Origin of the sequence: Pseudocitrobacter cyperus (assembly GCF_039889165.1) — a bacterium.
Classification (GTDB): Bacteria; Pseudomonadota; Gammaproteobacteria; order Enterobacterales; family Enterobacteriaceae; genus Pseudocitrobacter; species Pseudocitrobacter cyperus.
This window is the reverse complement of record NZ_JAYMYY010000010.1, coordinates 60,988-74,631: the sequence shown is the minus strand read 5'-3', so window position 1 is coordinate 74,631 and position 13,644 is coordinate 60,988. Positions and strand designations below refer to the sequence as shown.

Sequence of the window (13,644 nt, the reverse complement as noted above, 5' to 3'; positions counted from 1 at the left end):
AGACAGCGAACAGACATGAGTTGGTGGCCTTAAACAGGCATGGATGACCCTGCCATACCATTCACAACATTAAGTTCGAGAATTACCCCGAGTTTAAGAACCCACACCATTATGAATCTTACCGAATTAAAGAATACGCCGGTTTCTGAGCTGATCACTCTCGGCGAAAATATGGGCCTCGAAAACCAGGCTCGTATGCGCAAGCAGGACATTATTTTTGCCATCCTGAAGCAGCACGCGAAGAGTGGCGAAGATATCTTTGGTGATGGCGTGCTGGAGATATTGCAGGATGGATTTGGTTTCCTCCGCTCTGCAGACAGCTCCTACCTCGCCGGTCCTGATGACATCTACGTTTCTCCCAGCCAAATCCGCCGTTTCAACCTCCGCACAGGTGATACCATCTCTGGTAAGATTCGTCCTCCGAAAGAGGGTGAGCGTTACTTTGCGCTGTTGAAAGTTAACGAAGTTAACTACGATAAGCCGGAAAACTCGCGCAACAAGATCCTGTTCGAGAACTTGACCCCGCTGCACGCAAACTCTCGTCTGCGTATGGAACGTGGTAACGGTTCTACCGAAGACTTAACTGCACGTGTGCTGGATCTGGCCTCTCCAATCGGTCGTGGTCAGCGTGGCCTGATCGTCGCGCCGCCGAAAGCCGGTAAAACCATGCTGCTGCAGAACATCGCGCAGAGCATCGCCTACAACCACCCGGACTGCGTCCTGATGGTGTTGCTGATCGACGAACGTCCGGAAGAAGTGACCGAGATGCAGCGTCTGGTTAAAGGTGAAGTGGTAGCTTCTACCTTTGACGAACCGGCATCTCGCCACGTTCAGGTTGCGGAAATGGTTATTGAGAAGGCGAAACGCCTGGTTGAGCACAAGAAAGACGTGATCATCCTGCTCGACTCCATCACCCGTCTGGCGCGTGCCTACAACACCGTGGTACCGGCTTCCGGTAAAGTCCTGACCGGTGGTGTGGACGCTAACGCCCTGCACCGTCCGAAGCGCTTCTTCGGTGCGGCACGTAACGTGGAAGAGGGCGGCAGCCTGACCATCATCGCCACGGCGCTTATCGATACGGGTTCTAAAATGGACGAAGTTATCTACGAAGAGTTTAAAGGTACAGGCAACATGGAACTGCACCTCTCTCGTAAGATTGCTGAAAAACGCGTCTTTCCTGCTATCGACTACAACCGTTCCGGTACCCGTAAAGAAGAGCTGCTCACCACTCAGGAAGAGCTGCAGAAAATGTGGATCCTGCGCAAAATCATTCACCCGATGGGCGAAATCGATGCGATGGAATTTCTCATTAACAAACTGGCGATGACTAAAACCAACGACGATTTCTTCGACATGATGAAACGTTCGTAAACATCGTTGAGTAGAAAAACGCCACGCGGAAGCGTGGCGTTTTTGTTTGTGTGTCGGAACCATAAATTAATAACGAATATATAACTGATAGTTATCCTTTACGGCGGCAGGATGGATTTGATTGTAGAATTGGTTGTAAATCAGTCGATTTTCAACAAATCTCATCCGACTTCCTCTTCTGATGAAGGCCTATCGTGGGTATACTTTCACTATTAATATTCTCTGCGAGTATATATTGTGAGTTTGCTGACCGTCGGTGCTGATCTGATCAGTATTTTCTTGTTCACGACCCTGTTTCTCTTTTTTGCGCGCAAAGCGGCGAAAAAAGTGGGTTTAGTGGACAAACCTAACTACCGTAAGCGTCACCAGGGATTAATCCCTCTGGTCGGCGGAATTTCAGTGTATGCAGGGATCTGCTTCACCTTCGGTATCGTTGATTATTACATTCCTCATGCTGAACTCTATTTAGCTTGTGCTGGCGTACTGGTCTTTATCGGTGCGCTCGATGACCGCTTTGACATCAGTGTGAAGATTCGCGCCACCATTCAGGCGCTCATCGGCATTGTGATGATGGTCGTTGGTAAGCTCTACCTCAGTAGTCTCGGCTATATCTTCGGCTCCTGGGAACTGGTACTCGGGCCGTTCGGTTTCTTCCTGACGCTGTTTGCCGTGTGGGCTGCGATTAACGCCTTTAACATGGTAGATGGCATTGATGGCCTGTTGGGCGGACTCTCCTGCGTCTCTTTTGCGGCGATGGGGTTCATCCTCTGGTTTGACGGGCAGACGAGCCTGGCGATGTGGTGTTTCGCGATGATCGCCGCCATCCTGCCTTATATTATGCTCAACCTCGGTATTCTGGGTCGCCGCTACAAAGTCTTTATGGGCGATGCAGGCAGTACGCTGATAGGCTTTACTGTCATCTGGATCCTGCTGGAAACGACCCAGGGCCAGCGTCACCCGATTAGCCCGGTCACGGCATTGTGGATTATTGCCATCCCACTGATGGATATGGTGGCTATCATGTATCGCCGCCTGCGCAAAGGCATGAGCCCGTTCTCTCCAGACCGCCAGCACATCCATCACCTGATTATGCGTGCTGGCTTCACATCCCGTCAGGCGTTTGTTCTCATTACGCTCGCCGCTGCGCTATTGGCCTCTATTGGCGTGGTTGCGGAGTATACTCATATCGTGCCGGAATGGGCCATGCTGATATTATTTTTGGCCGCCTTTTTCCTGTATGGTTACTGCATCAAAAGAGCGTGGAAAGTGGCGCGTTTTATCAAACGCGTGAAGCGCCGCATGCGCCGCAGCAGTGGCAACACACAAAACTTAACCAAGTAAAACTGGGGACGTAATGACACAACCATTACCGAAAGCACAGTTACAGAGTGCTGAGAATGAGCTGGATATACGCGGGCTGTTTCGAACGTTGTGGTCGGGAAAGCGTTGGATTATTGGCTTTGCGGTGCTGTTTGCCGTCATTGTGCTGATTTACACCTTCTTTGCTCGCCAGGAGTGGAGTGCTACGGCGATAACCGATCGCCCAACCGTGAACATGCTGGGAGGGTACTATTCTCAGCAGCAATTCCTGCGCAACCTTGATGCAAAAGCCAGTCCGGCAGGCACAATCCAGCCTTCGGTAATGGATGAGGCATATAAAGAGTTCATTATGCAACTCGCCTCCTGGGATACGCGTCGCGATTTCTGGTCGCAGACCGACTACTACAAGCAGCGCATGGTAGGCAATTCTCGCGCCGATGCGGCGTTGCTGGATGAACTCATCAACGACATTCAATTCATGCCGGGCGACGTGCTTAAAAGCGTAAGCGACAGTGTGAAGCTGACGGCGGAAACCGCGCCGGATGCCAACAATCTGCTACGTCAGTATGTTGCATTTGCCAGCCAGCGCGCGGCGGGTCATCTGAATGATGAACTTAAAGGCGCCTGGGCTGCGCGCACTATTCAGATGAAAGCGCAGGTGAAGCGCCAGGAAGAGGTGGCGCAAACCATTTTCAAACGCCGCATTAATAGCGTTGAGTCCGCGCTCAAAGTGGCGGAGCAACATAATATCTCCCGCAGTGAAACCGACGTTCCCGCAGAAGAACTGCCTGATTCCGAACTATTCATGCTGGGCCGTCCGATGTTGCAGGCGCGTCTGGAAAACCTTCAGGCCAGCGGGCCGACATACGATCTGGAGTATGATCAAGGTCGCGCGATGCTCAACACGCTTAACGTTGGCCCAACACTTGACCCGCGCTTTCAGACATATCGTTATTTGCGCACACCAGAAGAACCTGTAAAACGCACCAGTCCACGCCGTGCTTTCCTGATGGTAATGTGGGGCATTGTAGGTGCGCTGGTCGGTGCGGGCGTTGCGCTGACGCGTCGTCGTGTCTAGTAACTGCATCGTCATAATTAAGGACGATGGGCCTGTCTCATCTAATCGAAGAGAATCGATGTGAAAGTACTGACTGTATTTGGTACGCGTCCGGAGGCGATCAAAATGGCGCCTCTGGTTCATGCGCTGGCAAGAGATCCTCATTTTGAGGCTAAGGTCTGTGTCACCGCACAGCATCGCGAGATGCTCGATCAGGTGCTAAATCTGTTCTCTGTCGTTCCTGATTACGACCTCAATATCATGAGTCCAGGTCAGGGGCTGACAGAAATTACTTGCCGCATTCTGGAAGGGTTAAAACCAGTTCTGGAATCTTTCAAGCCAGACGTCGTGCTGGTGCATGGCGATACCACCACCACGGCCGCCGCAAGCCTGGCGGCGTTTTACCAGCGTATTCCCGTAGGGCATGTCGAAGCAGGGTTGCGCACCGGTAATCTCTACTCGCCGTGGCCGGAAGAAGCTAACCGCACGCTGACGGGGCATCTGGCGATGTACCATTTTGCACCGACGGAAACGTCGCGCCAGAATCTGCTGAAAGAGAACATTGCTGACACGCGTATTTTTGTCACCGGCAACACGGTCATCGATGCGCTGTTTTGGGTACGCGATCGCGTACTGAGCAACGAAGCGCTGCGCAGTGAGCTGTCACAGCGCTATCCTTTTTTAGCGAACGGCAAAAAGATGATTTTGGTTACCGGCCATCGCCGCGAGAGTTTTGGTCGCGGTTTTGAGCACATCTGCCACGCATTAGCCGAAATTGCTTCCACCCATCCGGATGTGCAAATTGTCTACCCGGTGCATCTCAACCCGAACGTCAGCGAGCCGGTGAACCGTATTCTGGGCCATGTGGAAAATGTCATTTTGATTGAGCCACAGGACTATTTGCCGTTTGTCTGGCTGATGAACCACACCTGGCTGATCCTCACCGACTCGGGCGGGATTCAGGAAGAAGCGCCGTCGTTGGGTAAACCGGTACTGGTGATGCGTGACGCCACCGAACGCCCGGAAGCGATTGATGCCGGCACAGTACGCCTGGTGGGCACCGACAGCCGTCGAATTGTCGAAGAAGTGTCGCGCTTGTTGCACGATGAAAACGAATATCAGGCGATGAGCCGCGCACACAACCCGTATGGTGACGGCCAGGCATGCGAACGTATCTTATCAGCCCTTAAAAATAATCAGGTAACGCTATGAGTTTCTCTACCATCTCGGTAATTGGTCTTGGCTATATTGGCCTCCCTACTGCGGCGGCCTTTGCTTCCCGGCAAAAAGAGGTCATCGGCGTGGATATCAACCAGCAGGCGGTTGATACGATTAACCGTGGCGAAATTCATATTGTTGAACCAGACCTCGATAAAGTGGTGAAAAAAGCGGTCAGTGAGGGGCATCTGCGCGCGACCACGACGCCTGTTGAAGCCGACGCCTACCTGATTGCCGTGCCGACGCCCTTTAAAGGCGATCACGAACCGGATATGGTTTACGTCGAAGCCGCAGCGAAGTCGATTGCACCAGTACTAAGAAAAGGCGCGTTGGTTATCCTTGAATCCACCTCGCCAGTTGGCGCGACGGAACAGATGGCTGCCTGGCTGGCTGCGCAACGTCCGGATCTCACTTTCCCGCAACAGGCAGGGGAACAGGCTGACATTAACATTGCTTATTGCCCGGAGCGTGTGTTGCCAGGGCAGGTAATGGTTGAACTGATTAAAAACGACCGCGTAATAGGTGGTATGACGACGGTGTGCTCTGCGCGCGCCAGCGAGCTGTACAACATTTTCCTCGAAGGCGAATGTGTCGTGACCAACGCCCGCACGGCTGAGATGTGTAAGCTGACGGAAAACAGCTTCCGCGACGTTAATATCGCCTTTGCCAACGAACTCTCGTTAATTTGCGCCGATCAGGGGATTAACGTCTGGGAGCTGATTCGCCTGGCGAACCGCCATCCGCGTGTCAACATCCTGCAACCGGGCCCGGGAGTGGGCGGTCACTGCATCGCCGTCGACCCGTGGTTTATCGTGGCGCAGAACCCGCAACAGGCGCGTCTGATTCGCACCGCTCGCGAAGTAAACGATCACAAACCGTTCTGGGTGATTGACCAGGTCAAAGCCAACGTGGCGGATTGCCTGGCGGCGACCAACAAACGCGCCAGCGAACTGAAAATCGCCTGCTTCGGTCTGGCGTTCAAACCTAACATTGACGATCTGCGCGAAAGCCCGGCAATGGAAATCGCCGAACTGATTGCCCAGTGGCACGCCGGTGAAACACTGGTCGTTGAACCGAATATTCATCAGTTGCCGAAAAAACTCGATGGGCTGTGTTCGCTGGTCTCTACCGACGACGCGCTGGCTCAGGCCGACGTGATCGTCATGCTGGTTGATCACAATGAATTTAAAGCCATCGCCGCCGGGAACGTGACCCAGCCCTTTATTGTGGATGCGAAAGGGGTGTGGCGTTGAAACGGATTCTGATCACTGGCGGGGCCGGCTTTATCGGCTCGGCGGTCGTGCGTCATATCATCGAAAAGACGGCGGATGCCGTCGTGGTGGTCGATAAACTGACCTATGCGGGAAACCTGGCGTCTCTGGCCCCCGTCGCTCGCAGCGAGCGTTTTGCGTTTGAGCAGGTGGATATCTGTGACAGCGCGGCGCTCACGCGCGTCTTTGGCCAATACCAGCCGGATGCGGTGATGCATTTGGCGGCGGAAAGCCATGTAGACCGCTCTATTGATGGCCCGGCCGCTTTTATCGAAACCAATATTGTCGGCACTTATACGCTGCTGGAAGCGGCGAGAAGCTACTGGAATACGCTGGCAGATGAAAAGAAATCGGCGTTTCGCTTCCATCATATCTCGACCGATGAAGTGTATGGCGACCTGCATTCCGTTGATGATTTCTTTACCGAAACCACACCGTACGCCCCCAGTAGCCCTTATTCCGCCTCGAAGGCAAGCAGCGACCATCTGGTGCGCGCATGGCTGCGTACCTATGGCCTGCCAACGCTCATCACCAACTGTTCCAACAACTATGGCCCGTATCACTTCCCGGAAAAGCTGATCCCGTTAATGATCCTCAACGCGTTGGCAGGGAAACCGCTTCCTGTGTACGGCAACGGTCAGCAGATCCGTGACTGGCTGTATGTGGATGACCATGCGCGCGCGCTTTATCGGGTGGCGACGGAAGGCGCCGTAGGCGAAACCTACAATATCGGCGGCCATAACGAGCGTAAAAACCTTGAGGTGGTCGAGACTATTTGTGCTCTGCTCGAAGAACTGGTGCCGCAGAAGCCGCAGGGTGTTGCACACTATCGCGATCTCATCACCTATGTTGCCGACCGTCCGGGGCACGACCTGCGTTATGCAATCGACGCGTCGAAAATTGAACGTGAACTGGGTTGGGTGCCTGAAGAGACATTCGAGAGCGGAATGCGCAAAACCGTGCAATGGTATCTTGCCAACGAAACCTGGTGGAAACAGGTGCAGGACGGCAGCTATCAGGGCGAACGTTTAGGTCTGAAGGGTTAACCCGGAGGAGAAAACGGATGAAAGGTATTATTCTGGCTGGTGGGTCGGGTACTCGCCTGCACCCTATTACGCGCGGCGTATCGAAACAGCTACTGCCTGTTTATGATAAGCCGATGATCTACTATCCGCTGTCAGTGTTGATGCTGGCAGGCATCCGCGACATTCTGATTATTACCACGCCTGAAGATAAAGGCTACTTCCAGCGCCTGCTGGGCGACGGCAGCGAGTTCGGTATTCATCTCGAATATGCAGAACAACCGAGCCCGGATGGGCTGGCGCAGGCGTTTATCATTGGCGAAACCTTCCTCAATGGCGAGCCTTCTTGCCTGGTGTTGGGCGATAACATCTTCTTCGGTCAGGGCTTTAGTCCGAAATTGCGCAGCGTCGCTACGCGAACCGAGGGCGCAACGGTCTTTGGTTATCAGGTGATGGATCCGGAACGTTTCGGCGTGGTGGAATTTGACGACAACTTCCGCGCGCTTTCGCTGGAAGAAAAGCCGAAGCAGCCAAAATCTAACTGGGCGGTAACCGGTCTCTATTTCTACGACAGCAATGTGGTGGAGTATGCGAAACGGGTCAAACCTTCCGAGCGCGGCGAGCTGGAGATTACCTCTATCAACCAGATGTACCTGGAAGAGGGAAAACTCACCGTCGAGCTGCTGGGACGTGGCTTTGCCTGGCTTGATACCGGCACGCACGACAGCCTGATTGAAGCGAGCATGTTCGTGCAGACAGTTGAAAAACGGCAGGGGTTCAAAATCGCCTGTCTGGAAGAGATCGCCTGGCGTAACGGTTGGCTGGACGATGAAGGCGTTAAACGCGCCGCCGCTCAGCTCGCCAAAACGGGCTATGGCCAATATCTGCTGGAGCTTCTCCGTGCCCGTCCGCGCCAGTATTGAACCGCTGAACTGGGAAAACCAGTTCTTCGGCATCAACAGCGCGATGGTTCGCTTTGACGAACAGGCGGCGCTATTGACGACGGCGTCGCTAAACGGTTGGTCGCGCGTGCAGGCAAAAATTGCCACCCATCAGACACAGAGGCTGGACGCTCTGCAACAGCTTGGCTTTCAACTGGTGGAGGGCGAGGTGGATCTGGCGCTGGCAGTGACGGCCGTAACCGATCCGCACGCAGAGATAGCCTCCGATAACGATATCCCTCCGCTTCGCTCGCTTGCGGCACAGGCGTTTTCTCAAAGCCGCTTTCGCGCACCGTGGTATGCCGTTGATGCCAGCGGGCGTTTCTACGCTCAATGGATTGAAAATGCGGTCAAAGGGACTTTTGATCACCAGTGTCTGGTTTTTCGTCATGATAACGGTGATATTCGCGCGTTTGTATCTCTGCGCGAGCTAAATGCCACCGATGCGCGTATTGGCTTGCTGGCCGGGCGCGGTGCGGGGGAAGAATTAATGCAGGCGGCAATTTGCTGGGCGCGGATGCGCGGTCTGTCGACGCTGCGGGTTGCGACACAAATCGGCAATACCGCGGCACTGAAACGCTACATTCAAAGCGGGGCGAACATTGTCAGCACCGCATACTGGTTATACAGGTGACACCATGATTCCATTTAACGCCCCGCCGGTGGTGGGAACCGAACTCGACTATATGCAATCCGCGATGGGCAGCGGCAAACTTTGCGGTGACGGTGGCTTTACCCGTCGCTGCCAGCAGTGGATGGAGCAACGTTTTGGTAGCGCCAAAGTGCTGCTGACGCCATCCTGCACTGCTTCGCTTGAAATGGCGGCGCTGCTGCTGGACATCCAGGCTGGCGATGAAGTCATCATGCCCAGCTACACCTTTGTTTCTACTGCCAATGCGTTCGTCCTGCGTGGGGCGAAAATCGTCTTTGTGGATGTGCGTAAAGACACCATGAATATCGACGAAACGCTAATTGAAGCGGCGATCACCGATAAAACGCGCGCGATTGTGCCGGTGCATTACGCTGGTGTGGCCTGTGAAATGGACACCATTATGGCGATCGCCAAAAAGCATAATCTGTTTGTGGTGGAAGATGCCGCGCAGGGCGTGATGTCGACCTACAAAGACCGTGCGCTGGGTTCTATCGGTCACATCGGCTGCTTTAGTTTCCACGAAACTAAAAACTATACCGCGGGTGGTGAAGGCGGGGCGACGCTGATAAATGACAAAGCGCTGGTGGAGCGGGCGGAGATCATCCGTGAAAAAGGTACCAACCGCAGCCAGTTTTTCCGTGGTCTGGTGGATAAATACACCTGGCGTGACATTGGTTCCAGCTACCTGATGTCCGATTTGCAGGCTGCCTACCTGTGGGCGCAACTGGAAGCGGCGGAACGTATTAACCAGCAGCGTCTGGCGCTGTGGCAAACCTATTACGACGCGCTGGAACCTCTGGCGAAAGCCGGGCGCATTGAACTACCATCGGTGCCGGAAAACTGTGGCCACAATGCACATATGTTCTATATCAAACTGCGCGATAACGAGGATCGTAGTCAGCTTATCGCCTTCCTGAAAGAAGCGGAGATTCTGGCGGTCTTCCACTATATTCCGCTGCACTCCTGCCCGGCGGGTGAGAAGTTCGGTGAGTTCCATGGTGAAGATCGCTTCACCACTCAGGAAAGTGAGCGTTTGCTCCGTTTACCGTTGTTCTATAACCTGGCTGCGGTTAATCAGCGCACGGTGATCAATACTCTACTGAACTACTTCGCCTGAGATGTCGCTGGCTAAAGCTTCCGTGTGGACTGCCGCGTCCACGCTGGTAAAAATTGGCGTCGGCCTGCTGGTGGTCAAACTGCTGGCAGTGTCGTTTGGGCCGTCGGGCGTTGGTCAGGCGGGCAACTTCCGCCAGCTTGTGACCGTGCTAGGCGTACTGGCGGGGGCGGGGATTTTCAACGGCGTCACCAAATTTGTTGCTGAACATCATGATAGCCCGACGCAATTGCGTAAGGTTGTCGGCACGTCATCAGCGATGGTGCTTGGTTTCTCCACATTACTGGCTCTTCTTTTCCTGCTGGCAGCCGCGCCAATAAGCCAGGCCCTGTTTGGTCATACAGAGTATCAGGGGCTGGTTCGCCTGGTGGCGCTGGTGCAGATGGGTATCGCGTGGGCTAACCTGCTGCTGGCGTTGATGAAGGGCTTTCGCGACGCGGCAGGTAATGCGCTTTCGCTGATTGCCGGCAGTTTCATCGGTGTTGTTGCCTATTACGCCTGTTATCGCCTTGGCGGTTATCAGGGGGCGCTGCTCGGCCTGGCGCTGGTTCCTGCCTTGATTGTGATTCCAGCGGCGTTCATGTTGGCGCGGCGCGGTACTATCCCATGGGGATACCTGAAGCCGCAGTGGGATAAATGGTTTGCCGGGCAATTGGGGAAATTCACCCTGATGGCGCTTATCACGTCGGTGACGCTGCCCGTGGCCTACGTGATGATGCGAAACCTGATGGCGGCGCACTATAGCTGGGATGAAGTGGGGATCTGGCAGGGTGTCAGCAGTATCTCCGACGCCTACCTGCAATTTATTACCGCCTCGTTTAGCGTCTATTTGTTGCCAACATTATCTCGTCTGACGGGAAAATCGGAGATCACCCGCGAAATCATCCGTTCTCTGAAATTCGTGTTGCCCGCGGTTGCGGCGGCGAGCTTGAGCGTTTGGTTGTTGCGTGATTTCGCCATCTGGCTGCTCTTTTCGGCGAAGTTTGCGGCCATGCGCGACCTGTTCGCGTGGCAACTGGTGGGGGATGTACTGAAAGTTGGCGCATACGTTTTCGGCTATCTGGTGATTGCCAAAGCGTCGCTGCGCCTGTATATCCTTGCGGAAATCAGCCAGTTTACGTTGCTCACCGCGTTTTCTCACTGGCTGATCCCGGCACATGGCGCGCTGGGAGCGGCACAAGCCTATATGGCGACTTATATTGTTTATTTCGCCCTTTGTTGCGGCGCGTTTTTAATCTGGCGTAAACGGCTATGACAGCACTGATACACGTACTGGGATCGGATATCCCTCACCACAACCAGACCGTGCTGCGGTTCTTCGCTGAAGAGCTGGCAGGCACAAGCGAGCATGCCCGTCGGTTTATGGTGGTGAGTCGCGACGAAGACCTGGCGGCGGCATTCCCTGCGCTTACCATTGAGCGTTATCCCGATAAAGCGACGCTTGCGAAAGCGGTGGTAGCGCGGGCGAAAACGTCTCGGGAACAGCGTTTCTTTTTCCACGGCCAGTTCAATACTGGCCTGTGGCTGGCTTTGTTGAGCGGTGGGATAAAACCCGAGCAGTTTAACTGGCACATCTGGGGGGCCGATCTTTATGAGGTTTCCCGAGGCGTGAAATTCCGCCTGTTCTACCCGCTCCGGCGCATGGCTCAGGGTCGAGTGGGGCGGGTGTTCGCAACCCGCGGCGACCTTAGCTATTTCGCCCGTTTGCATCCGCGTGTGTCAGGCGAACTGCTCTACTTCCCGACGCGAATGGATCCCGCGCTTAATACGTTAGCGCCGCAAGCCCCCCATAGCGGCAAACTCACTATTCTGGTCGGTAACTCGGGCGATCGCAGCAATGAACACATTGCGGCGCTGAAAGCGGTTCATCAACAGTTTGGCGATACGGTTAACGTGATTGTGCCAATGGGTTATCCCGCCAGTAACGACGCCTATATCAACGACGTGCGCGAAGCGGGGCTGGCGCTGTTTAGCGACAAAAATCTGCAAATCCTCAGCGAAAAGATGGAATTTGACGACTATATGACGCTATTACGCCGCTGTGACCTGGGCTACTTTATATTTGCCCGTCAGCAGGGGATCGGCACCCTTTGTTTGTTGATTCAGGCGGGAGTGCCCTGTGTGCTTAACCGTCAGAATCCGTTCTGGCAGGACATGGCTGAGCAGCACATCCCGGTGCTGTTTACCGAAGATGTATTGGATGAGAGCGTGGTACGCGAAGCACAACGCCAACTGGCGCTGGTGGATAAAAATGCGATTGTCTTCTTCAGCCCGAACTACCTTGAGCCCTGGCACCGCGCTCTGCGCTTAGCCGCGGGAGAGCCGACATGACGGAAATGCAATTTAGCGGGCTGTTTGTCGTCTGGTTACTATCGTCCCTGTTTATTGGCACCCTCACCTGGTTTGAATTTCGCCGGGTGCGATTTAATTTCAACGTATTCTTTTCACTGCTGTTCTTGCTGACTTTTTTCTTCGGCTTCCCGCTCACCTGTACGCTGGTGTTCCGCTTCGACGTGGGTGTCGCGCCGCCGGATGTTCTGCTGCAAACGCTACTGGCCTCGGTTTGTTTTTACGCCGTGTACTACGTTAGCTATAAAACGCGTCTACGTCCGGCCTCTGCCACCACTCCCCGCAGGCCGCTATTCACCATGAACCGGGTCGAAACTCACCTTGCGTGGATGCTGCTGATGGGGCTGGCGTTGCTGACGGTTGGCATCTTCTTTATGCACAACGGCTTTCTGCTGTTTAAGCTGCACTCCTACAGCCAGATTTTCTCCAGTGAAGTCTCCGGCGTGGCGCTTAAACGCTTCTTTTACTTCTTTATTCCGGCGATGCTGGTGGTCTACTTCCTGCGCCCAGGCTGGAAAGCGTGGATCTTCTTTCTGCTCAGCACCGTGGCCTTTGGCTTACTGACTTACGCCATTGTCGGCGGTACGCGTGCGAATATTATCATCGCCTTCGCCATCTTCCTGTTTATCGGCATTATTCGCGGCTGGATCTCTTTGTGGATGCTGGTCGCGGCGGGCGTAATGGGGATTGTCGGTATGTTCTGGCTGGCACTGAAGCGCTATGGCATGAGCGTGAGCGGCGATGAAGCGTTTTATACCTTCCTTTATCTAACGCGTGACACCTTCTCGCCGTGGGAAAACCTGGCACTGCTGTTGCAGAATTACGACAAAATCGATTTTCAGGGGCTGGCGCCGATTGCCCGCGATTTCTACGTCTTTATTCCGACCTGGCTCTGGCCTGACCGCCCAGGCATTGTGCTTAATACCGCTAACTACTTCACCTGGGAAGTACTGAATAACCACTCCGGGCTGGCGATCTCTCCAACGCTGATTGGTTCGCTGGTGGTAATGGGCGGCGTGTGGTTTATTCCCCTTGGCGCAGTAGTGGTTGGGCTGATTATCAAATGGTTTGACTGGCTCTACATGCTCGGCAATGAAGAGACTAACCGCTATAAGGCGGCGATCCTGCACAGTTTCTGTTTTGGCGCTATCTTCAATATGATCGTGCTGGCAAGGGAAGGGCTGGATTCATTCGTTTCGCGCGTGGTTTTCTTCCTGGTTGTTTTTGGCCTCTGTTTACTGGTGGCAAAACTGTTGTACTGGCTGTTTGAAAGCGCGGGGCTGATTCACCAGCGTTTTAAGCAGCTTAAGCATGTTTGAAAAGGATACT

General features: G+C 54.2%; 12 protein-coding genes. All 12 read left to right on the top strand.

Annotated features, from left to right (window positions below):
* Positions 1–111: 111 nt before the first annotated feature.
* The 12 genes from rho (at position 112) to wzyE (ending at position 13,634) form a co-directional block, all read left to right on the top strand.
* On the top strand, positions 112–1,371 hold the full coding sequence (gene rho, locus VSR74_RS21575) for a transcription termination factor Rho (protein WP_001054528.1): 1,260 nt from the start codon (positions 112–114) through the stop codon (positions 1,369–1,371).
* A gap of 237 nt (positions 1,372–1,608) precedes the next feature.
* Entirely contained in the window at positions 1,609–2,712 is a 1,104-nt protein-coding gene (gene wecA / locus VSR74_RS21570) for a UDP-N-acetylglucosamine--undecaprenyl-phosphate N-acetylglucosaminephosphotransferase (RefSeq protein ID WP_347796601.1), read from the top strand.
* 13 nt (positions 2,713–2,725) lie between these two features.
* A complete protein-coding gene (wzzE, locus tag VSR74_RS21565) occupies positions 2,726–3,769 on the top strand; it encodes an ECA polysaccharide chain length modulation protein (RefSeq protein ID WP_347796600.1) in 1,044 nt (347 codons plus the stop codon).
* A gap of 60 nt (positions 3,770–3,829) precedes the next feature.
* The gene (gene wecB, locus VSR74_RS21560; RefSeq protein WP_347796599.1) at positions 3,830–4,960 is read left to right on the top strand and encodes a non-hydrolyzing UDP-N-acetylglucosamine 2-epimerase; all 1,131 of its coding nucleotides are present in this window, start codon (positions 3,830–3,832) and stop codon (positions 4,958–4,960) included.
* Positions 4,957–6,219 (top strand): UDP-N-acetyl-D-mannosamine dehydrogenase, encoded by a 1,263-nt coding sequence (wecC, locus tag VSR74_RS21555; protein WP_347796598.1) that lies wholly within the window; start codon positions 4,957–4,959, stop codon positions 6,217–6,219. The genes wecB and wecC overlap by 4 nt, the downstream gene beginning before the upstream one ends.
* Positions 6,216–7,283 carry a dTDP-glucose 4,6-dehydratase gene (gene rffG, locus VSR74_RS21550; RefSeq protein ID WP_347796597.1) on the top strand — a complete coding sequence of 356 codons (1,068 nt, stop codon included), beginning with the start codon at positions 6,216–6,218 and terminating at the stop codon, positions 7,281–7,283. Before wecC ends, rffG begins: the two co-directional genes overlap by 4 nt.
* 17 nt (positions 7,284–7,300) lie before the next feature.
* Positions 7,301–8,182 carry a glucose-1-phosphate thymidylyltransferase RfbA gene (gene rfbA, locus VSR74_RS21545; protein ID WP_347796596.1) on the top strand — a complete coding sequence of 294 codons (882 nt, stop codon included), beginning with the start codon at positions 7,301–7,303 and terminating at the stop codon, positions 8,180–8,182.
* Positions 8,160–8,834: a dTDP-4-amino-4,6-dideoxy-D-galactose acyltransferase gene (gene rffC, locus VSR74_RS21540; RefSeq protein WP_347796595.1), complete on the top strand. Its 675-nt coding sequence runs from the start codon at positions 8,160–8,162 to the stop codon at positions 8,832–8,834. The genes rfbA and rffC overlap by 23 nt, the downstream gene beginning before the upstream one ends.
* A 4-nt stretch (positions 8,835–8,838) precedes the next feature.
* On the top strand, positions 8,839–9,969 hold the full coding sequence (gene rffA, locus VSR74_RS21535; protein ID WP_347796594.1) for a dTDP-4-amino-4,6-dideoxygalactose transaminase: 1,131 nt from the start codon (positions 8,839–8,841) through the stop codon (positions 9,967–9,969).
* A 1-nt stretch (position 9,970) separates the two neighbouring features.
* Positions 9,971–11,221, top strand: coding sequence for a lipid III flippase WzxE (wzxE, locus tag VSR74_RS21530; protein WP_347796593.1), 1,251 nt, complete (start codon positions 9,971–9,973; stop codon positions 11,219–11,221).
* Complete coding sequence (locus tag VSR74_RS21525) at positions 11,218–12,297, top strand: TDP-N-acetylfucosamine:lipid II N-acetylfucosaminyltransferase (protein ID WP_347796592.1); 1,080 nt, start codon at positions 11,218–11,220, stop codon at positions 12,295–12,297. The genes wzxE and VSR74_RS21525 overlap by 4 nt, the downstream gene beginning before the upstream one ends.
* Positions 12,294–13,634 carry an ECA oligosaccharide polymerase gene (wzyE, locus tag VSR74_RS21520; protein ID WP_347796591.1) on the top strand — a complete coding sequence of 447 codons (1,341 nt, stop codon included), beginning with the start codon at positions 12,294–12,296 and terminating at the stop codon, positions 13,632–13,634. Before VSR74_RS21525 ends, wzyE begins: the two co-directional genes overlap by 4 nt.
* The last annotated feature ends 10 nt before the right edge of the window (positions 13,635–13,644 follow it).